Below are 19042 nucleotides of genomic sequence, written 5' to 3' on the forward strand. Positions count from 1 at the left end.
TGGACACTGGCACTATTTTACTGGCTACACCTTCCTATTTCCAATAAAGTCTAGTATCTAGAGCCTTCAGTCTCCAGTCTTTAGTCTTTAGTCTTCAGTCTTTGGTCTCCAGTCCTGAGTCCTGTCCAGCCAGTAATGCTTTGTAAGTAAATGCCGCCAACGGTTAGCAGAAAGAGGAGATAGGCGATCGCTTCCCCCAGATACAAGCGATCGACATAGCCAAACAGCGTGTGCAAGATGATGCCGGGAAACTGGCGATCGGGCAAAATTTCGTGCAAATTCCAAACGGGCGATCCGAGAAAGCAGGAAGCGTTTTGGGCCAATCCAGACGGGCAAACAGAAGCAAACTGTGGCTCTTGAGCCAGCCTTCCCAACGCTTTGTCGAAATGAGCCAGGGCTGAAATGACCAACCCGCCAACGATCAGCAGCAAAAACACCCCCATGATCTGAAAGAACAGACGCAGGTTGATTCTCACGCCCCATTTGAAGAGTAGAACGCCGATCGCCGCCGCTGTCACCAATCCCGCGATCGCGCCTCCGACGGGAACCCACCCCTGCTGAAATTTGGCAGCAATAAAGACAACGGTTTCAAACCCTTCTCGCAAAACGGCAAAAAAGATCAGACCAAAAACGCCCCAACCTGCGCCAACATCTTCTTTGAGCGCCTGTCCAATCTGAGTTTCTACACCGGATTTGAGAGATTTTGCCTGCTGAGTCATCCAGATGAGCATCCAACTGAGGAGTGCGATCGCCACTACACCCAACACCCCTTCAATCAACGGTTTGAGAACGGGGGCATAAGGGCGATCGGACACTTGCAGCGCTTGAATCGTCCAGTTAAATAGAATGCCAACCAGGACGCTGGCCCCGATTCCTCCAGCGACACCGCCATACACCCAGGCATTGAGTCGAGACTGACCCGCTTTATTCAAATAAGCCAGCACAATTCCTACGACAAGGGCTGCCTCGACTCCTTCACGCAGCGTAATCACAAAGGTCGGAATCGCCGCACTAAAATCGACAGACATAACTGATCTGCGCCAAGAAGGTAACTCTTCTAAGCTAACAGCGAACGATCATTCTGAGCGGCAATAGACCAGTATGCGTCGCAACCGAGATCTCTTGCCCATCCGCTCCAGCAGATAATTCCTTGGGGTTTGCATCAACCAATTTTCTGAGGCTGTCGCCAATTCTCAGTTTGTAGACCAGGAACTCGATCGAATTCTCGCTGGTTTGCTGTGACCATGAGAAGGGTCTGTTGAAGTGCAGTAGCCGCAATTAAGACATCGTAGGCACTGATCGGCTGTCCTTGAGATTTGAGAGCAGCCCGGATCTGAGCCGCTTGTTCAGCTTCTACAATGCTGAAAGAGAGAATTGTCACAGAAGCCAGAAAACTGGCGATCGTCGCTTCGATTTTTTGGGCGCGTTGTGGATTGAGTGCCAAGCCGTAGCGTAACTCCATGACCGTGATTGCAGAAACGGCAATATCAACGGGTGGGGTTTGCTTGAGCCTGGCTTTAGTACCAGTTTCGCCCTTGATGAAGTCGCTGATAACGCAAGTATCGAGCAGATAACGCATCAGAATAGCTCCGGTTCATGGGGTGAAAGGAGTTCGTCACGGTAGGACTCAAGTGCAGGGAAGTCAGGAATTCCTTCGTAGGACAAGATAGCCTCTGACCATTGAGAAGTGGAAACAGGGGGCGTTTCAATCATCCGACGCAAGGCTTGCAGAATTAAGGTCTGAAGTGGAATGTCAGATTGCGCCGCTTGACGGATCAGGTCTTGTTCCAGATCTGGCGGCAGGTCGATCGTGATCTGCATAAGTTATTTCCCTTAATCTATGCTTTGCTGAATCGTTCCTTTACGACTTCGTAAATCTGACGTAATACCTCAATGGGAACCCCAGCAGGAGTGTTCAAAAGTTCTTTATCAAGACTATCCAGGAATAGATAGAGATGATAGCGTCCCTTAACCAATTAACGTCGCTCAAACCATTGGCGCAAACGAATTTTGTAGGACACATAGAGCGGCAGTTGATAATGCTCAACCATTAGCCACGCGACAAACAAAAAGTGCGTGACAAAAGTCAGCCCCACCCAAAAAGCCGGAAACCAGGAGCGATCGCTCCCCTCCAACGGGGTAAAAATGTAAGCCGGAATTCCCACCAGCACCGGGGGCAAAATCACTAGCGCCACACCTACCAGCCAGATCACCACGGTCAGATCGACATCGGGCTGATTTGCAGCTTGCCAGTTGCGACCATTCCAGCGCCAACTCATCGGCTGAGAGCTATCTTCGACGTGAATGGACTGCTCTCGCAAATTGGCCGTAAAGATGTGGCGACAAAAATTGCAGGCAAAGGCATCCATCAGCGTCAACGCCTCAATCTGCCCATGACGACACACCGGACAGATATAAGACTCCTGGTAGTTGAGCGATCGCCGTTCTGGGTTTGCTCTAGACATTTGCTTGGAGTGAGTCGATCGCGGGGAAGGCTCCATCATGCCAGGAAGCTCCGTTTTGAGGGATGAGGGATGAGGGATGAAAGGAATTTGGGATGAATTGGGGATTTGTCTTAGAAGATGTCTTCTGGAGATCGATAGGAAGTCAGTTTGCAGCTATTGATTCCTATAGAGCGCTGGCGACACGGGTGCTGCCGATCGATTTGGTCACCTCAACACCGTTTTGTTGAAGCACGATCGTTGGCTCTCCGTTCTTACTCATGATAATGCGTTTCAATAAGACGCTGCCATTGGCTAGATATTCACCGGGCTGAACGTAACGTGCGGTCGATTCGGTTGGAGATTGAATGATCGCCGTTACTTTGCCCCCAACTTGAATCACACCCGTAATCTCGATCGCATCCGCCAAACTGGTGCGCGAGACAGGCGGAAGGACAGGCACATTAGCGAGCGGCGGGGCCGAGTTGACCGCAACAGGCGGAAGGGCAGGCAAAGAACTGGGCGGAAGAGGCGTTAGGGCAATCTGGGGCGCTTGAGTAGCGGGCTTGACAGTGGGCCGTTGGACTTGAGAAGAAACGGATCGCGTTGCCGCAGGTTGATTTTTGACCGCTCCCATCTTGATTTCGGGGGGGAGTACAGCGGCAAAGGGATCACGCCGATTAGCAGTTGAGAGTCGAGAAAGTCGAGTCTGGGCGCTGGTTGATTGAATCATTCCCTTGACGGCGATCGTCGGCATCGGTGCATTCGCACTGACGGTCGGCTTGGGAAAATTTTTGGGAGCCTGAGTCACAGGGACGGCATCGGGTGATTTTTGGATCTGCGCTCGATCTTGCTTGCCACAGCTTCCTAGGGCGATCGCAACTCCCAAGCCAGCCAGCCACAGCATCTTATCCATCAGAAACTCCCCAACATAGATTTCACAATCCTATCAGGATACCGCCAATCCCGCAGAGTGAACGCTTTTATCGTTTGACAAATCGCTGCCAGTATGCGACCCAATCCTGAGCTTAAACAAAGCAGTTCACCGTCCTATGCTTCTCGCCCACCGTCCTATGCTTCTCGCCCACCGTCCTATGCTTCTCGCCCACCGTCCAATGTCTCCTCCCCTTCCCCACCGTAAAATCAGGACATGACACAGAAACCAATGCTCAAAAATCTTGTGCTGGTCGGTGGAGGACATAGCCACGCGATCGCCCTCCGACTGTTTGGTTTGAATCCGTTGCCTGGGGTGCGTTTGACCTTGATCAGCGAAGCCTCTGACACACCTTATTCAGGAATGCTACCGGGACAAATTGCAGGATTTTATACGCATGAGGACTGTCACATTGATTTGCGATCGCTCACTCAGTTTGCTCAAGCAGAATTTTTAATCGATCAAGCCGTTGGATTGGATTTAGAAAATCAGCAAGTGTTGTGTAAAAACCAGGCTCCCGTCGCTTTTGATTGGGTGTCGATCGATGTTGGCAGTACGCCCAAATTGCCCGCGATCATTGAATCAGCACAGTGCATTCCCGCTAAACCTGTGCAGAAATTGTTGGACTGGTGGGAGCAATTTTGTCAGTCGTCTGTCTCAGCTCAAACGATCGGCATCGTGGGCGGCGGAACGGGTGGAGTCGAGTTAGCGCTGAATATGCAGCATCGGTTGTTGGAACTGCGATCGCAGGTGACGGTGCATCTCTTTCATCGCGCTTCAGAATTAATGCCCAAACATAGTCCCTGGGTGCGACGTTTTTTTGAGAAACTGCTAAATCAGCGAGGCATTCAGCTTCATCTGTCAGAAACGGTGCGAGAAGTGCGTCAGGGGACGGTGATGTGTGAATCGGGGTTGGCGATCGTCTGTGATGCAACGGTTTGGGTGACAGAAGCTTCGGCTCCAGACTGGCTAGGCAAAGCTGGACTGGCTGTGGATCAAAACGGATTTATTTTGGTCAACGATGCGCTACAGTCCGTCTCTCATCCCCAGGTGTTTGCGGCGGGTGACGTTGCAGCGATGGTCAATTCTCCTCGTCCCAAGGCGGGTGTGTTTGCCGTCCGTCAAGGAAAGCCACTGTTTAACAATCTGTGCCGTGTGATTCGACAACAGCCGTTAGGGTCTTATCATCCTCAAAGGCAGTATCTCAGCTTAATCGGAACGGGTGATCGTTCTGCGGTGGCTTCTTATGGAACGTTTGGCTGGCGATCGTCGCTTCTCTGGTTGCTCAAAGACCGCATCGATCGGGCTTTTATGAATCAGTTTCATCGATTGGAGTAAGGCGAATTCGATCGAGTTTTTTCGCTGCGGTATTTAGGTTTTCTGCCTTCCAACTCCTCACTTTGAGGAACTTTGGAACGTTATTTTGAAACTTGATACGAACACCAATCACTCCAACTGCCTGCATAGAGTTTTGCGTCGATGCCTGCTAGTTCTAAAGACAGCAAATTGACACACGCCGTCACGCCTGATCCGCAGTAAACCAAAATTTCTGAAGCCGATCGTACGTCTGCCCAGCGATCGGGTTGCTCAATCAAAAATCCGTCTGCGTTGGTCACATCTTGCCACGGATAGTTGACAGCTCCGGGGATGTGGCCCGCGATCGGGTCGATGGGTTCTCGTTCTCCTCGATAGCGCTCTACCTCACGCGAATCAACCAGTGCCACCGAGTCTTTTTTGGCTTGGACAGCGGCAATGTCTACAACCCAATCGCTCTGAGGCTGAGGAATAAAGCTTCCAGAGCGACGATCGGGCTGCCTTGTCGTCGTTAAATTTCCGGCTGCCTGCCATGCTCTGAATCCGCCATTAAGAACCGAGACGCGATCGTGTCCCAGATAGCGCAACAGCCACCAAAGTCGAGCCGAAAAAGCAAACCGAGAATCGTCATAAGCCACCACCTGAGTCAAATTGGTGACTCCCATCTCTGACAATTTCGCCCCCAACGCTACCACATCTGGCAAAGGGTGCCGTCCGCCATGCCGACCTACCGGACTCGACAAGTCTCGATTCAAATCCAAATAATACGCCCCTGGAATGTGCCCCTGCTCATACTGCTGCCGTCCCAAATCTGGCTCCATGAGCGAAAATCGACAATCAACGATCGTCACTTCTTCAAGATGTTCGCGCAACCAATCGACTGAGACGACAGGAATCATAGGTTAGGGATGGTGTGAATTCCTGGTGAGCATCTTAACAGTCTAAAGTCCTCCAGGTCTGAGGGGTTGGAAGATAGAAGATTTGACCAATACCAAATTGATCTTTGAGAGCTACAGATCTTGGAGGGCAACCTAAATCTCCCACGAGTGGCGGACTTCAAGCCAAAAAAGTATCGGATTCTCAAAGTTTTCCAAAATGGGAGATTTAGGGGGCACAGGATCCGTAGCATTAACAAATTGATTTGACCAACACAGCGAAAAAGCCAGATTGAATTCGCGTTAATTTGAAACTAAGGAACGCGAGTTTATTAACCTGAAATTCTCTAAATATGCTTGGTTAGTTGATTTTGGCTTCGTTTCAATGGGTTATAGCCCCCTAAATCCCCCAAATTTGGGGGACTTTGAAGCTCGAACCCGTTTTGAATTCCAGAATTTTTTTGATCTCAAAGTCCCCCAGAATGGGGGATTTAGGGGGCGAAGTCGCTTGGCAATAAATGATCTTATTTAATTCGCGATTCTTAAGAATTCAATCTTACCGCATCTCCTTTTACTTCCCGTTCATCCCTCCTCCCTCCCCCATGCCCTTCACTCCTCAACCGACTGGTGATGGTTCGTTTACGTTTTTCTCAACTGAATATGGAGAGGCGTTTCATAGCAAGTTTGGGGCGCGGCAAGAAGCAGAATTGAAGTTTGTCGAGCCGACTTTGTTGAGGCAGAAAGCCAGTCGCTTTGAGTTATCCGCAAGGGGCCGCGCCTCGCTCAACCTGTTGGATATTTGCTATGGATTGGGCTACAATACAGCGGCCGCGCTAGAAGCAATTTGGCAAGTAAATCCTGACTGTCGGGTGCGAGTGGTGGCGTTGGAGATCGATGCAACGGTGCCTCAAGAGGCGTGCTGCTTTGCAGAGACCGCAAGGGTCGCTCATCAGCTTCTCACTCCCTGGCATCCAGAAATTCAAACTTTGCTCACAACGCTGGCAAAATCTGGCAAAGTCAAAACCGATCGCCTCGATGCTCAACTAGTACTGGGGGATGCTCGTCAAACGCTACCTTTGGAGTCAGAGCCGTTTGATGCCATTTTTCTTGACCCCTTTTCGCCGCCCCATTGCCCTCAACTCTGGTCGATCGAGTTTCTCAGTCAGGTAGCTCGGCTGCTCAAATCAGAGGGTCGGTTGGCAACTTATTCTTGTGCGGCGGCGGTGCGAACTGCTTTGATGGCGACGGGTTTGCGGGTTGGGGCGACTGATCCTGTGGGACGACGATCGCCCGGTACGATCGCCAGTTGGGAGGCTGCTGACCTGCCACAACTCTCGCCCCAGGAGTTAGAACATTTACAGACTCGTGCCGCAGTTCCTTATCGAGATTTTACGCTCAAAGATTCGCCCGCAGTGATTTTGAAACGTCGTGAAATCGAGCAAGCCTCGTCTGGTTTAGAACCCACTTCTCATTGGAAAAAGCGCTGGCAAGGCCGAGAAAGTTAACTATTTTTGTTAGCATTATCCACAGATCAAGGGGCCTAATTTAGATAAACTAGACCCCTTAAAGCAGTTAGGAATGATTGGTTGTAGCTGGTTCAATCAGTCATAAATAGTGTGAACTTTTCATTCGCCAGCATTGCTTTTTTGACACCGCTTTCAGCCAATTCAGGCTGTAGTTTTAGCCGGGTTATATTTGTCTCAAACGAAGTGGATCGAGACAACCCAAAGCTAATGTTTTAGAGGTCAGTGCTACTCAAACCACGCTGTACGACTAGATTCGAGCGGGAGGCACAGGCTCAAATCTAACAGTTGGGAGAAGTGGTTTAACTTCTTTGTGCCTGGTTTTAAACTAGCATTCTCTGCTGGTCGATCGCGCCTTCATTTACCAAAATTCACATCAGTTGATCACGAGAAATATCAGCCCTAAAAACGCCATTTCACTCCAGCTTTTATCGCATCAAGGCACTCCAGGTTGCCCCTCCGACAACGCCATCTGCTTCTAACCCAAACCTGGACTGAGCCGCTTTGACGGCTGACTGAGTTTCTGCGCCAAAGACTCCATCGGCCGCTCCGCTCAATAGCCCGATCGCTTTGAGTCGCTCCTGTAATCTGGTGACCGCTGCTCCCTGGCTGCCGATTCTCAAAATCGGGAAGTCGATCGTCGTCGGGGGATCTTCTTGTCGAGCGGGTTGGGGAGAAGTGGGGGCAGGAGAGGGTTTAGGAGCAGACGCAGACACAGGACGAGCAGGAAAGGGCGTGGAGGCGGGCAGATCGCTCACATTTGGCGGAAATAGCCGATCCCAGGTAGCGGTGCCCACAATGCCATCTTTGGTTAGTCCGGCAGCCTGCTGAAATCTCGAAACAGCCGTTACGGTCGTGTCTCCATAGAAGCCGTCTACTGATCCATCGTAGTAGCCTAATAATTTAAGCGCGGCTTGCAGTTCGGTCACTTCTGCACCTCGACTGCCCGATCGCAGCAAAGGACGCAAGATGCTAAAGGAGGCGGGTTGTCCACTGTCTTGACTTTGGCTTAGAGCAACTGGCGCAAAACAAACCACCCAAAGCAAGCTGAGTGTACCGTAGTGACAGAGCGATCGCTGGCAGGTGACTCGAAGCGATCGCTGGAAACGTCTTAGGGTTGTGGCTCTGGTGCGGCTTCCGTTCATCGGACTTGACCTCAGTAAGTTGATCATCCGTCGTGGTAGATAAACTGAACCTGTAGCATGGTTGAGACCCCAAATGTGGAGGTTGATTAGCGAAAGGTTGCACTTATCCTACTATATACAACGATCGCACCACCTCAAATCGATCCTACTGAGTGTATCCTAACCTGGCAAGCGCGATCGATCTTCACGTCACATTTATTACCCTCAAAAGGGATGGGCGAACCGATGCAGTATGGGCTGTTAACTCGATTTCAGGCGACCCTGGTGGGAGCCATTTTGGGAGAAGCGTGGGCAATGGGGACGATCGTCGGTCAACTGACCACTCAGCCTTTTCCGATGCAAAGTCTGACGCATCATTATCTAGAACAGTTGCTTCGTCACAAGTTTAATCTGGAGGCGTTTGATCAGCCTTTATCAGGGACAGACGTGACCGCAAAGATGGCGATTGCCCTGCTGCCTGTGGGATTATTCTTTCATGAAGACCCCTTAAGGCTTTGGCAAAACCTGGAGCGAGCGATCGCCAGCGTTGAGAATCCCAAAATCGACCCGCGCGGCGTGTTTGTGGTGGAATGTGCGATCGCCGAAATCTTGCAGGAAAGACTCGACCCCTTGACGCTGATTCCTCAACTTTTGGTGACCCTGGAAACCCTTGACAAGTCCAAATCGCCGCTAGTTGAGCAACTTCAGCAGGTGCAAACCTTACTGACGCAGCCCGCAGGACTTGATGCGGCCCTCAAACTGGGACGATCGAAGGGGGCGATCGCGCTGGCGCTCTACTGTTTTCTCAGTACTCCAGAAGATTTTCGGCTCTCCCTATTACGCGCTGCCCGGAGTCATCAACCCGCCGTTTGTGCCCTGACAGCGGCCCTCTCCGGAGCGTATAACGGATTAAGTGGAATGATGATCGAGTGGCGGATGGCGATCGACGCGACTGAAACCTTGAGCCAGGCAGGGCGTTTACTGTCACACTGGTCTGGAGTTTACAACCCGATGGATTCGCTGACCTCTGCGGTGGCTGCTCCCCAGGTGATTCGTAAATTTGGATAGCTCGATCAATCTTCCAGCTTTTATAAAGGAAGTTGCTGCGATCGAGTTTGCTCAAACGCTCGTCATTTTGAGGTGAGTGCAGTACATCTTAATTAATATCAGCATTAATAGCGGCGGTCTGGTCTCAATCCCCCGGTCTAGTTGGCACTAATCTTTTAGAAATTTCAATCCTTTCGGCTCTCTTCACTCGATTCCACGCACCCTCCACGCACTCTTCACGCTATGAGTCAGCACCTATGCCCTCTCTTCAGTCCTTGACGCGACAGATTCAACAGGTGTGCAGCCAGTATCACAAGCAACTCCGCCAAACGGTGTCTAAATCCGGGATGCAGACGCTGTTACCGATGATCACCTCTTCGACCTCTGCGTCGGCTAATTTTGCTAGTCGAGGGGCTTCACTGCGGGGCTTTCGAGAAGGGGTACACCCCACGATCGTGCTTGTGGTAACGGTCGTTTCTCTGACCAGCACCTTGGGACATCGCTACTACAATCAGCCGCTTTTGGATGTGGGCAAGGTGTCGCCTCAGATGGTGTTAGTGCCGAGAGATGCCACGATCGAAGACAAGAAGGCGACCGAAGAAAAACGCAAAGCGGCCCGAACCGTCGCAATTACGGTTTTGATGATCGATCAGCGCATCAATGATCAGATTCGTCAAGACTTGCAGAATGCGATCGCCAGAGGCACCAGTTTTCGACAGCTTGCGGGGGCGTTTCCGTTTGTCGAAACGAAAGTTCTCTCAACTCAGGCTCAACGCTATCTTCGTAAAGCCTCTGAAACCGACTGGCAGCGCATCTTACAAGCGGCTCAAGACCAGGCTGCCAAAAAACAAAACACCGCCCCGCGGCCCAGCCAACTGTCTGATCCCCTTCAGCGGCAGATTGCCAATGAGCTACAAAACTACCTGCAAGCCAACTCACCCAAAGCGTTTTTAGCGCTCACCGAGCAAATCAATGAAGTGCGACGACAGTACACGGGGGCTGTTTTGACGCTGCAAGATCCGGACTCTCAATCGAGTAGCTTTTATGATGCCTCGATTTTGGAACTGTCAGAGTCCGATTGGCAAAGCTTTCAGACGCAGGTTTTGCAGGTCAACGATCGCATTCTCGCTCAGGGGATTCCGCCAGGGCTGCCCAAAACGCTATTAGAAGGTGCGGTCAATCTCAATCTTCAATCCGCCTTACCCGCCTCCAAAGGACTGGCGACCAAACTGCTGATGAGTTATCTACAGCCCAATCTGGTGCGAGACGAAGAACAAAGCCGTCTCAAGGCCGAGCAGGCGGCCCAGGAAGTACAGCCCGAAATGGTGACGGTTCGGCGGGGAGAAATCATCGTTACGGGGGGTCAGGTGATCACGCAGCGAGATTTTATGCTGTTGGATCATTTTAATTTGAGTCGTCGGCAAACCAATTGGCCGGGATTTCTCAGCTTTGGCGCTCTGGTAAGCGTCTCGGTGGCGCTATTTTGGTGGGTTGAGCGGCGGTTTCATCCCAAGGGGTTGCGGAGTCGCGACTATGTGCTGGTGTGGCTGTTGGCGTTGACTGCTCCGGTGCTGGTGATGTTGGGAGTTCCGGCGACTAATTTGCCTGCGATCGGTCTTCTGATTGGCAGTTTCTACGGCCCGCTTTTGGCAGTGACTTCAGTTGGGTTGCTCAGCACGCTGTTGCCGATCGGAATGGCAATGGGCGTAAGTCACTGGTTGCCGAGTGTGGCAGGAGGGCTGCTGGCCGCCTTTTGGGGTGGAAAGCTGCGATCGCGGGAGGAACTAGCGCTCTTGGGCGTGGCGATCGGCATTACTCAAGGGGCGCTCTATCTGTTGCTGAGTATGGCTTCTGGAATGGTCTGGTATGACTTGCTGGGGGCGACGGCGATTTACGGACTGTTGGGATTGGCTTGGAGTATTGTGGCGATCGGCATCAGTCCCTATTTAGAACACTTATTTGATCTGGTGACGACGATTCGCTTAGTCGAACTCGCCAATCCCAACCGTCCGTTGTTAAAACGTCTGGCCGCAGAAACTCCGGGCACCTTTCAGCACACTTTATTTGTGGCAACCCTGGCCGAAGCGGCGGCCCGAGAACTCGGCTGCAATGTCGAACTGGTGCGAACGGGAACGCTCTATCACGACATCGGCAAAATGCACGACCCGCAGGGCTTCATCGAAAATCAGATGGGTGCGCCCAACAAGCACGATTTGATCAATGACCCCTGGAAGAGTGCGGCGATCATCAAAAAGCACGTCACCGAGGGGATCGTCATGGCCCGCAAGGCGCGGTTGCCGAGGGCGGTTCAGTCATTCATCCCCGAACATCAAGGCAGCATGATGATTGCTTATTTCTATTACCAAGCCAAGCAAAAGGCAGAACAAGATCCCACGAAAACTGTGAATGACGAGGATTTTCGCTACGACGGCCCTGATCCACAGTCTCGCGAAACGGGAATTGTCATGCTGGCGGATTCGTGTGAGGCGGCGCTGCGATCGCTCAAAGATGCCACCCGCGATGAGGCGATGCATATGATCAACAAGATTTTGCGGGCCCGTTGGCAAGAAGGTCAGCTTTCTGCGTCGGGTCTAACTCGTGCAGAAATGGGAACGATCGCCAGAGTCTTCGTCAATGTCTGGCAACAGTCGAACCATCAACGCATCGCTTATCCAAAATTAGGCACCCGGTGATCATGGACTCTGGACTTTGGACTCTAGACCAATTCAGCGAAATATGCGGCTGAGATCCAGCACAAATCCGGGTAAGACTGTCTCGCCCAAAAGCGTCGCTGGAGTTTGTAGCGTTTCAACAGGCTGACCGAGACGATAGATGATTACTTGTTTCGTTTGCGGATCAATGAGCCAACCGAGCCGCACGCCATTGTCCACATATTCCTGCATTTTTTCCTGAAGTTCGCTCAAGGTATCAGTTTCTGATCTCAACTCGATGACAAAATCAGGGGCAATGGGGGGAAACTTCTTTTGCTGTTCGATGCTTAAAGCACTCCAGCGATCATTCGTAATCCATGCAACATCAGGAGAACGATTAGCTCCATTCGGCAACTTAAAGATCGTTGAAGAATCAAACACGACTCCTAGATCAGCTTGACGATTCCAAAGTCCAACATCCGTCGTTAAATCAGCGTTGCGTTTGCCAGACTCTCCTCCAGTTGGCGGCATGACAATTAGCGCTCCTGTTGCTGTGGTTTCAATTCGGAGGTCTGGATTCTGTAGACAGAACTTGTAGAATTCGTCGTCGGTGAGTTCGATCGTCGGTCTGAGATTGATCACTAAGGCAGTCATGATTTGCCTCGCTGGATGAGTATCCGTAGCTTAACAGAACTGCTTTTCTCACAGAACTTTCTCCTACGAGTTAAAATTTTCTCAGTGCCGTAATTTCACTGAATCTCATGACCAGCCTGAACCTAGGCTTTTTGACCTGAAAATCACGTTCAGCAGTCTTGAGACATTGGTGAAGTGGCTGTATCAGAGGCTAGTTGAAACTCCGACTGAATATTCATCCGACTATATTCAATTGAGTATGAGCGATCAGTGCAAACGGCTTTGAGAAACTTTCCTTTTAGCGATCGTACCCGAAAACAACTTAAGGAAATTCAGGATCGTCTCAGTTTGACGAATGCTGATGCGGAATCGATCAAGGTACAGCTACTACCCAAAGCGTCACCAATGACTACTGAAGCGATCGCTCTTCCACAACCTGTTCAAAAGGAACCGACGAAAGCGGCACATGTCCAGAACTTGCAATATCAGAAGCTAGAGGAGTATTTGAGCAATGGGTAATGGAAGCCCCTTACTCTTTCCTAGTTCTTACAGCGGGAAGGGAGTAAAGAGAGTTTTGATGAATAAAAGCTAGGAGCTTCAGTTTGCTTGAAACTCTCCCTAGAGAAGGGTTTAAGTCTATGGGCGATACTGGATTTGAACCAGTGACCCCTTCCGTGTGAAGGAAGTGCGCTACCACTGTGCTAATCGCCCAAAATCTGTCGAACCGCAGCCCTTTAGAAGAGTGGTTGGTTCAATGTTGACATCATACCATTTTGGGGTTCTTGTTATGCATAACTGATTTTCAAATTTGTTGGCGATCGACTTGACACCTCCGACTGGTTCGCATAGAGTACTTATGTACTAATTGGGTAAACCTGACCGCAGTTGGGGACACATGATCGCAGCCTTAACGGATCAGTATAAAGGAGGAACCAATGACCAGTGTAGAAGCCAAACAAACGAGAGCGCGAAAAGAAGCTCCCGCCATCCCCGTTGCCATTGTGCCTACCCGATCGCTCGCCCTCGATGCCGGAAACTATGACCTGAAGTTTTGGAACGGCACCGGAAACCCCAAAGCGATTCGATCGATTCGATTTCAGCTTCCTCAAGGTCGAGATGCCGTGCGCTACTCAGACAGTTCACCGTTGATCGAGCTGCCCGACGGGGCGCGCTATCACTTTGGCACCCAGGCTTATAAGTACCGCAGACAGCAACAAACCGTGGTCGAAAACAAACTTGACCTGGCACGGCTGCACCTTTACGCCTGTATCGAAGCCGATCGCGCTGCCGAAGACATCTGTCAATTTTCACTCAACCTGCATGTTTCAACGCCCCAACCTGCCCGCAGCCAAGACGTTTTGAGGGCGCAACTGATGGGCATTCACGAGTTTAAGCGCAATGGCATTCCGTTTCGGGTCACCGTCGAGCAGGTAGAAGTCGAGCGAGAAGGGCTGGGTTCCTATACCTACGCACAACGGCTGGGGCTGATTCCTGATAGCGGGTACACGATCGTCGTAGACATTGGCGGCGGCACCTGGATTTCGCGGCTGATCGATGCAGAAGGCGACGTGATTGACGAAAATGTGATGGATCGCGGCGGGGCGTATGAGTTGGCGACGGCCATCAGTTTCGATAAGCGATTGGCGAATGGGCTGGGGACGACGGCTGACCCTGCTTTGATTATGGATGGCTTCAAGATGGGGCATCAGTATGCTGATACGGGCCTGTCGTGGGAACTGTGGCTCAACGAGTATCTTGACCCCTGGTTCAAAGGGATTTTTCAGACGGTGAAGGCACAATATACGCCTTTTATGGCGCGAGTCACTCGATTTTTGGTCACGGGGGGCAGTTCTCACCTGATCGCAGAACGATTGGCAGGTCGTAAGCTGTTTGCGGTTGTCCCCGATCCCCAGTTTGCGAATGTTCGAGGTTTGTTTCCGATTCCTGAAGGATTGCAGCTATGTATGACAACAAAATGAGACTCAGCCAGGACGTTTTGGAAAAGGCAGAACAGATTGCGTCTGAGTGGGGCTTAAAAAATTCGCGGGCGGCGATCGAGGCGGTCTTTCGCAAATATGCAGATGACTATCTCTATGGCAGATTGCAGCCGATCAATGTTGAGACGACGATCGCAACTTCACGAAATGTCCCTGTTCAGATTGGTCGGACTCTAGACTGTGAGGCGTTAGATGAACTAGACGATCTGTTGAGCATGTAGCAAGCGAGGGGATGGATGGAGTGATCGTGTCAAATCCCCAAATGCTGTTGGAGCGAGTGACGCATCACCTCAACCGGGACGGGCTGCCTGAGCCAAATTTTGAGCGCGGCGGCCCCTTGCTCGACTAACATTTCTAGGCCGTCGATCGCCGTTCCTCCCCGTTCGATAACCTGCTGCAAAAACTGGGTGGGGCTGGGCGTATAAATCAAATCGTAGGCGATCAGTCCGGGTGTAATCTGGTCAGCTTCAAGCTGAGTGAGCGGCGATTGATCAGGATGAGGAGCCATGCCGATCGGAGTCGAATTCACCAACAAGTTAGCGCGACCCATCAGGTTAGGTAGCTGCTCCCAGGAGTGAACTTGAAGCGTTGGGGCGAGGGGCGACTGTTGCCAGCTTTGGGCGAAGGCTTCTAGCTTTTGAGGATTGCGCCCGACAACGTGGATTTCTGCAAATCTTAATTGGGCACATCCAGCGACAACGGCTCTGGCGGCTCCGCCATTTCCCAAAATTAGCGCAACGGCTTGACTCCAATCTCGCTGCATCGACTGCAAGGGGGCTAAAAATCCTTCGACATCGGTGTTGGTGCCACTCCAGCCTTGCTCCGTCTGCCAGATCGTATTCACTGCGCCGATCGCCTCAGCCACAGGCGAAATTTTGGACAATAAGGGAATGATGGTTTGTTTGTGAGGAATCGTCACACTACAGCCCTGCACCCCGATCGCCGCCAGTCCAGTCAATCCGGTCGCTAACATCGGGGGAGCGATCGCAAACGGCACATAGACCCAATCAACTCCCATCTCAGCCAGGGCCGCATTGTGCATCACCGGGGAGAGTGAGTGAGCAATCGGGTAGCCCATCACGCCCAGCAGTTTGGTTTGACCTGTGATCCGGTTCATTCTTTGGGCACAGACTCTGGCGGGGTGGTCTCGGCCAGCGTTAGATCAAGGGTGACTTCGCCGCTATCGTCCTGAAGGACGGGTTTGACTTCTGGCTTGATGTCTGGTTTGGTTTGGTCGGTACGAATGCGACGAATCGGCAAATTGGCAATTAGGGCGGTCGTTCGCTGGTTATTTTCGAGCGAAAACTCCATGCCGTCATCTTCGAGTTCTACATAGCGCAGTACCACTTCTAAGATCTCTTTCCGCATGGACTCGAGCAGGTTAGGCGGCAGGTCAGCGCGATCGTGAGCCAGCACAAATTTGAGACGGCGCTTTACGTCCTGGCGACTGGTGTCATTGGCTCGCGGAAAAAGTCGTTCTAGAAGTTCGATGATCATGGAGAGCTACAGTCGAGAAGGAGAGCTACAGTCGAGAAAAGGAATCGGGAAAGCGTCTGGTGGACTTTTATACTTGTATCCGACCTACATCAGTTTGGTCGAGAGAATTTTGCGTATTCGCGAAAAAAATCCATCCGACTGAACGTTTAAATCCAGAAAAGGAACCGTTTCACCTTCGAGGCGACGAACGATGTTATCAAAGGCAGCCCCTGCAAGGGAAGGCGTTTCAGACAGGACTAACGGCTCTCCTCGATTGGTCGAAACAATGACACGCTCATCATCGGGCACCACACCGATCATCGGCACCGCAAGAATCTCTTGTACATCTTCGACCGACATCATATCGTTTGCCTGCACCATTGCAGGTCTAAGACGGTTGACAATCAGCCGAATTTGTTTGACATTATTGGCTTCTAAAAGTCCGACGACCCGATCGGCATCTCGCACAGCAGCAATTTCTGGAGTCGTGACAATCAGCGCTTCTTTGGCAGCGGCGATCGCATTTTGAAAGCCATTCTCAATCCCCGCCGGACAGTCGATCAAAATATATTCGTACACTCTGGCCAGCGCGTTGACTAGCTGCTTCATCTGATCGGGATTGACGGCATCTTTGGTGCGATTTTGCGCGGCGGGCAACAGCACTAAGTTAGGATGTCGTTTGTCTTTGACGAGGGCCTGTTCAAGGCGGCATTGCCCCGCCAGCACCTCAACCGCAGTAAAGACGACGCGATTTTCTAGCCCCAATAGAAGGTCTAAATTTCGTAGCCCAAAGTCGGCATCGATAACCGCAACCTTGCGTCGCCGTTTTGCCAGAGCCATACCCAAATTTGCTGTACAGGTGGTTTTGCCCACTCCACCCTTGCCGGATGTGATGACGATGATTCGAGCCATTGATCTGTGATACGACTACGTACTAACGAGTGTTGCCTAAACCAGATGATAGATGTTCCAGAATAGCCGGAAACTGTACCGTGCGATCGTCTATATTGAACCTTCAGCCAACAGTATCAGAAAATTTACTCAATTAATTCAACCGCCCTGGGGAAGTTAGTCAGAAAAACGGATTTTCCTATCTTTCTATGGCTCGCAAGTTAAACAGTACCGAATTTTGTAGGGCGTATTGAGCGGTAGGAAAACGCACCACCAATGGTTGAAATCGATACGCTTTGCGTGGCTCAACACATCTTACAGAATCGTTACACGATCGTTGGTTTTGTTAAATCTACGATCGATGAACTTTGATCTTCTCACCTTTTTAGCAGAGTCACAGGGGATCAAAAGACGAGCCACTTCCCCAAAAATTGGAGCTACTCTTTCTTCTCAGACTGACGTGTAAAATCCGTGGCTTTTGCGATCCGAATGTTGCCCTGGGGAGCGACGTAGGCCACTTCTGGATAAAACTGAGCAGGGGGCGTTTCGGGTGCCCTGGCTACAAAATCAGCAATCCGAATCTGAGTCGGCTCCATTTGTAGCGCCATGATCAGACAGCGAGCATTCCCTTTGCAGCCTGCATGAGCGACTCCCCGCAGGCGACCCCACACGAGAATGTCTCCTTCGGCAATTACCGAGCTACCAGGATTGAGATCGCCCAAAATAACGACGGTGCCATTGTGCCGGATTTCTGTCCCCGATCGCAGCGTCATCTGAATATAGAGGGGTTCTTCGATCGCTTGTCCTGCTTCTCCGGCAGATTGGGTGAGGTGGGCGACGGCGGTTTGTTGCTCGACTGAGTAGCCTGCGGTGGCGGCGGCGACGGCGGTTTGGCGACGACTGGTGTAGACGCGCTTGAGTTGTAATTGCACTTCAGACAGAGCATCCGCGATCGCGTGCAGTTGACGAGCATCGATCAGACGATCTTTGACCGACAAATGAACGATCGTGTTGGGTTGCCAAAATCGCTCCTTAGCATCAAGCTGCTGTTTGAACTGTTGCCAAATTTCTGGCCAGGTCAGTCCGCTTGATGCGTCTGTGTTTTCTGAGTCAGGAGGCAGTGTGACAAGTAGGTGACCGCCTTCATTTTTCAAGCGCACCTGGATGTTTTGGCTGACCTCGATCGGGGCAGGAGAATCGGGCAGTGAAGAAGGAAGAGAGGCTTCGGAAGTCATGCAGAGAATCTGGGCTGCAAGGATTAACTATTTTAGGACTCATGCCCCATCATAAGCGCAAGTTGAAGATCATCTCTGCTTGCGATATCTCTGCTATTTTGCCTTGTTACTGGAGTGAATGAGTGAAAACTGAGTATCAAAGTTTACGAACTAACGGGTGTTGCGCTGGCTTGGGACTGGATTGGCGCAGACTCTCCTGTTTCTCCCTGGACAATCAGCACAGAGCAAGGGGCATGATGCATCACATGATTACTGACACTGCCGAGCAGCAATTCTGCGAGTCCGGCATGTCCCCGTCGCCCCACGATAATCAGGTCAGCTTTCCAGGTCTTGGCGACTTGGCAAATGGTGTCTCCCGGTTCGCCAATGTTTTGTGTAAATTCGGTAACAATACCTGCGGCGGTGGCGATCCGCTGATGGGTTCGCAGTCGTTCTAGTCCTTGTTGCTCAAAAGCGGCAAATTCTTGGGTCGATCGCCGTACTAGTTCTTCGTGCTGCATGGGATAGATGCTGTCTGGCACCGGATAAATCGGCGTGGGATAGCCATCTTCGAGAGGCGATAACACATGCGTTAACATCAACTGAGCGTGAAGGGGTTGGGCGATCGCCAAAGCTTTCTCAAACACTAATTGGCTGCGATCGCACTGATCCAAGGCAACTAAAATTCTTTGAAACACAGGACTTTCCTCCTGATACTCAACTAATTTCAATTTAATGGGAGACGACTTGGATAGAGCGTTTCTAAAACAAAACGATAAACAGAGGGGACTTTGGACTTGATAAATTCCGAACCCCAGTTCTTCTCTTAAGTTCTTCTCTTAAAGTCCCGCAGAATTGGCAGCTTGAGGGGCAGAACGCTCAACAGCGAAGCGAAAAACTTCATCGAACTGATCTCCTAAAA

General features: G+C 51.2%; 20 protein-coding genes and 1 tRNA gene. 7 read left to right on the forward strand and 14 right to left on the reverse strand.

Annotation, left to right across the window (positions count from 1 at the left end; genetic code table 11):
• Nucleotides 1-80: 80 nt before the first annotated feature.
• The 5 genes from ACKFKF_RS21330 to ACKFKF_RS21350 all read right to left on the reverse strand — a co-directional run bounded on the left by ACKFKF_RS21330 (nucleotide 81) and on the right by ACKFKF_RS21350 (nucleotide 3357).
• Entirely contained in the window at nucleotides 81-1028 is a 948-nt protein-coding gene (locus ACKFKF_RS21330; RefSeq protein ID WP_446869589.1) for an FTR1 family iron permease, read from the reverse strand.
• Between the two features lie 134 nt (nucleotides 1029-1162).
• Nucleotides 1163-1579 (reverse strand): PIN domain-containing protein, encoded by a 417-nt coding sequence (locus ACKFKF_RS21335; protein WP_446869590.1) that lies wholly within the window; start codon nucleotides 1577-1579, stop codon nucleotides 1163-1165.
• Nucleotides 1579-1821 carry a hypothetical protein gene (locus ACKFKF_RS21340; protein ID WP_446869591.1) on the reverse strand — a complete coding sequence of 81 codons (243 nt, stop codon included), beginning with the start codon at nucleotides 1819-1821 and terminating at the stop codon, nucleotides 1579-1581. Before ACKFKF_RS21340 ends, ACKFKF_RS21335 begins: the two co-directional genes overlap by 1 nt.
• A 155-nt stretch (nucleotides 1822-1976) precedes the next feature.
• A complete protein-coding gene (locus ACKFKF_RS21345) occupies nucleotides 1977-2504 on the reverse strand; it encodes a hypothetical protein (RefSeq protein WP_446858769.1) in 528 nt (175 codons plus the stop codon).
• 124 nt (nucleotides 2505-2628) lie between these two features.
• On the reverse strand, nucleotides 2629-3357 hold the full coding sequence (locus tag ACKFKF_RS21350) for a hypothetical protein (RefSeq protein ID WP_446869592.1): 729 nt from the start codon (nucleotides 3355-3357) through the stop codon (nucleotides 2629-2631).
• 234 nt (nucleotides 3358-3591) lie between these two features.
• Between ACKFKF_RS21350 and ACKFKF_RS21355 the strand changes: the two genes are divergently transcribed.
• Nucleotides 3592-4713 (forward strand): FAD-dependent oxidoreductase, encoded by a 1122-nt coding sequence (locus ACKFKF_RS21355; protein WP_446869593.1) that lies wholly within the window; start codon nucleotides 3592-3594, stop codon nucleotides 4711-4713.
• A gap of 80 nt (nucleotides 4714-4793) precedes the next feature.
• On the opposite strand, the gene ACKFKF_RS21360 is transcribed toward ACKFKF_RS21355, so the two are convergent.
• Nucleotides 4794-5588, reverse strand: coding sequence for a sulfurtransferase (locus tag ACKFKF_RS21360; RefSeq protein ID WP_446869594.1), 795 nt, complete (start codon nucleotides 5586-5588; stop codon nucleotides 4794-4796).
• Nucleotides 5589-6166: 578 nt separating this feature from the next.
• Between ACKFKF_RS21360 and ACKFKF_RS21365 the strand changes: the two genes are divergently transcribed.
• The gene (locus ACKFKF_RS21365; protein WP_446869595.1) at nucleotides 6167-7069 is read left to right on the forward strand and encodes a tRNA (5-methylaminomethyl-2-thiouridine)(34)-methyltransferase MnmD; all 903 of its coding nucleotides are present in this window, start codon (nucleotides 6167-6169) and stop codon (nucleotides 7067-7069) included.
• Nucleotides 7070-7515: 446 nt separating this feature from the next.
• Here ACKFKF_RS21365 and ACKFKF_RS21370 read toward each other — a convergent pair whose 3' ends face one another.
• Nucleotides 7516-8232 carry a peptidoglycan-binding protein gene (locus ACKFKF_RS21370; protein ID WP_446869596.1) on the reverse strand — a complete coding sequence of 239 codons (717 nt, stop codon included), beginning with the start codon at nucleotides 8230-8232 and terminating at the stop codon, nucleotides 7516-7518.
• A gap of 213 nt (nucleotides 8233-8445) precedes the next feature.
• Between ACKFKF_RS21370 and ACKFKF_RS21375 the strand changes: the two genes are divergently transcribed.
• Together ACKFKF_RS21375 and ACKFKF_RS21380 are read left to right on the forward strand one after the other, a co-directional pair.
• Complete coding sequence (locus tag ACKFKF_RS21375; protein WP_446869597.1) at nucleotides 8446-9279, forward strand: ADP-ribosylglycohydrolase family protein; 834 nt, start codon at nucleotides 8446-8448, stop codon at nucleotides 9277-9279.
• 236 nt (nucleotides 9280-9515) lie between these two features.
• Nucleotides 9516-11951 (forward strand): HD family phosphohydrolase, encoded by a 2436-nt coding sequence (locus ACKFKF_RS21380; RefSeq protein WP_446869598.1) that lies wholly within the window; start codon nucleotides 9516-9518, stop codon nucleotides 11949-11951.
• Between the two features lie 33 nt (nucleotides 11952-11984).
• Here ACKFKF_RS21380 and ACKFKF_RS21385 read toward each other — a convergent pair whose 3' ends face one another.
• The gene (locus tag ACKFKF_RS21385; protein WP_446869599.1) at nucleotides 11985-12563 is read right to left on the reverse strand and encodes a Uma2 family endonuclease; all 579 of its coding nucleotides are present in this window, start codon (nucleotides 12561-12563) and stop codon (nucleotides 11985-11987) included.
• A 249-nt stretch (nucleotides 12564-12812) separates the two neighbouring features.
• On the opposite strand from ACKFKF_RS21385, the gene ACKFKF_RS21390 reads away from it, so the two are divergent.
• Nucleotides 12813-13061: a hypothetical protein gene (locus tag ACKFKF_RS21390; protein ID WP_446869600.1), complete on the forward strand. Its 249-nt coding sequence runs from the start codon at nucleotides 12813-12815 to the stop codon at nucleotides 13059-13061.
• 120 nt (nucleotides 13062-13181) lie between these two features.
• Here the strand turns inward: ACKFKF_RS21390 and ACKFKF_RS21395 are convergent.
• Nucleotides 13182-13253 (reverse strand) — tRNA-Val (locus ACKFKF_RS21395).
• Between the two features lie 224 nt (nucleotides 13254-13477).
• On the opposite strand from ACKFKF_RS21395, the gene ACKFKF_RS21400 reads away from it, so the two are divergent.
• Nucleotides 13478-14521: a ParM/StbA family protein gene (locus ACKFKF_RS21400; RefSeq protein ID WP_446858779.1), complete on the forward strand. Its 1044-nt coding sequence runs from the start codon at nucleotides 13478-13480 to the stop codon at nucleotides 14519-14521.
• On the forward strand, nucleotides 14503-14760 hold the full coding sequence (locus ACKFKF_RS21405; protein ID WP_446858780.1) for a hypothetical protein: 258 nt from the start codon (nucleotides 14503-14505) through the stop codon (nucleotides 14758-14760). Before ACKFKF_RS21400 ends, ACKFKF_RS21405 begins: the two co-directional genes overlap by 19 nt.
• Before the next feature lie 29 nt (nucleotides 14761-14789).
• On the opposite strand, the gene ACKFKF_RS21410 is transcribed toward ACKFKF_RS21405, so the two are convergent.
• From ACKFKF_RS21410 to ACKFKF_RS21430, 5 genes are all read right to left on the reverse strand, one after another.
• The gene (locus tag ACKFKF_RS21410) at nucleotides 14790-15656 is read right to left on the reverse strand and encodes a shikimate dehydrogenase (protein ID WP_446869601.1); all 867 of its coding nucleotides are present in this window, start codon (nucleotides 15654-15656) and stop codon (nucleotides 14790-14792) included.
• Complete coding sequence (gene minE, locus ACKFKF_RS21415; protein WP_446869602.1) at nucleotides 15653-16036, reverse strand: cell division topological specificity factor MinE; 384 nt, start codon at nucleotides 16034-16036, stop codon at nucleotides 15653-15655. The genes ACKFKF_RS21410 and minE overlap by 4 nt, the downstream gene beginning before the upstream one ends.
• 84 nt (nucleotides 16037-16120) lie before the next feature.
• On the reverse strand, nucleotides 16121-16927 hold the full coding sequence (gene minD / locus ACKFKF_RS21420; protein WP_446858783.1) for a septum site-determining protein MinD: 807 nt from the start codon (nucleotides 16925-16927) through the stop codon (nucleotides 16121-16123).
• 416 nt (nucleotides 16928-17343) lie between these two features.
• Nucleotides 17344-18141, reverse strand: a complete 798-nt coding sequence (gene minC, locus ACKFKF_RS21425; protein ID WP_446858784.1) for a septum site-determining protein MinC — start codon at nucleotides 18139-18141, stop codon at nucleotides 17344-17346.
• 143 nt (nucleotides 18142-18284) lie between these two features.
• Nucleotides 18285-18818, reverse strand: a complete 534-nt coding sequence (locus ACKFKF_RS21430) for a universal stress protein (protein ID WP_446858785.1) — start codon at nucleotides 18816-18818, stop codon at nucleotides 18285-18287.
• Nucleotides 18819-19042 lie beyond the last annotated feature (224 nt).

This window comes from Phormidesmis sp. 146-12 (genome assembly GCF_052939495.1).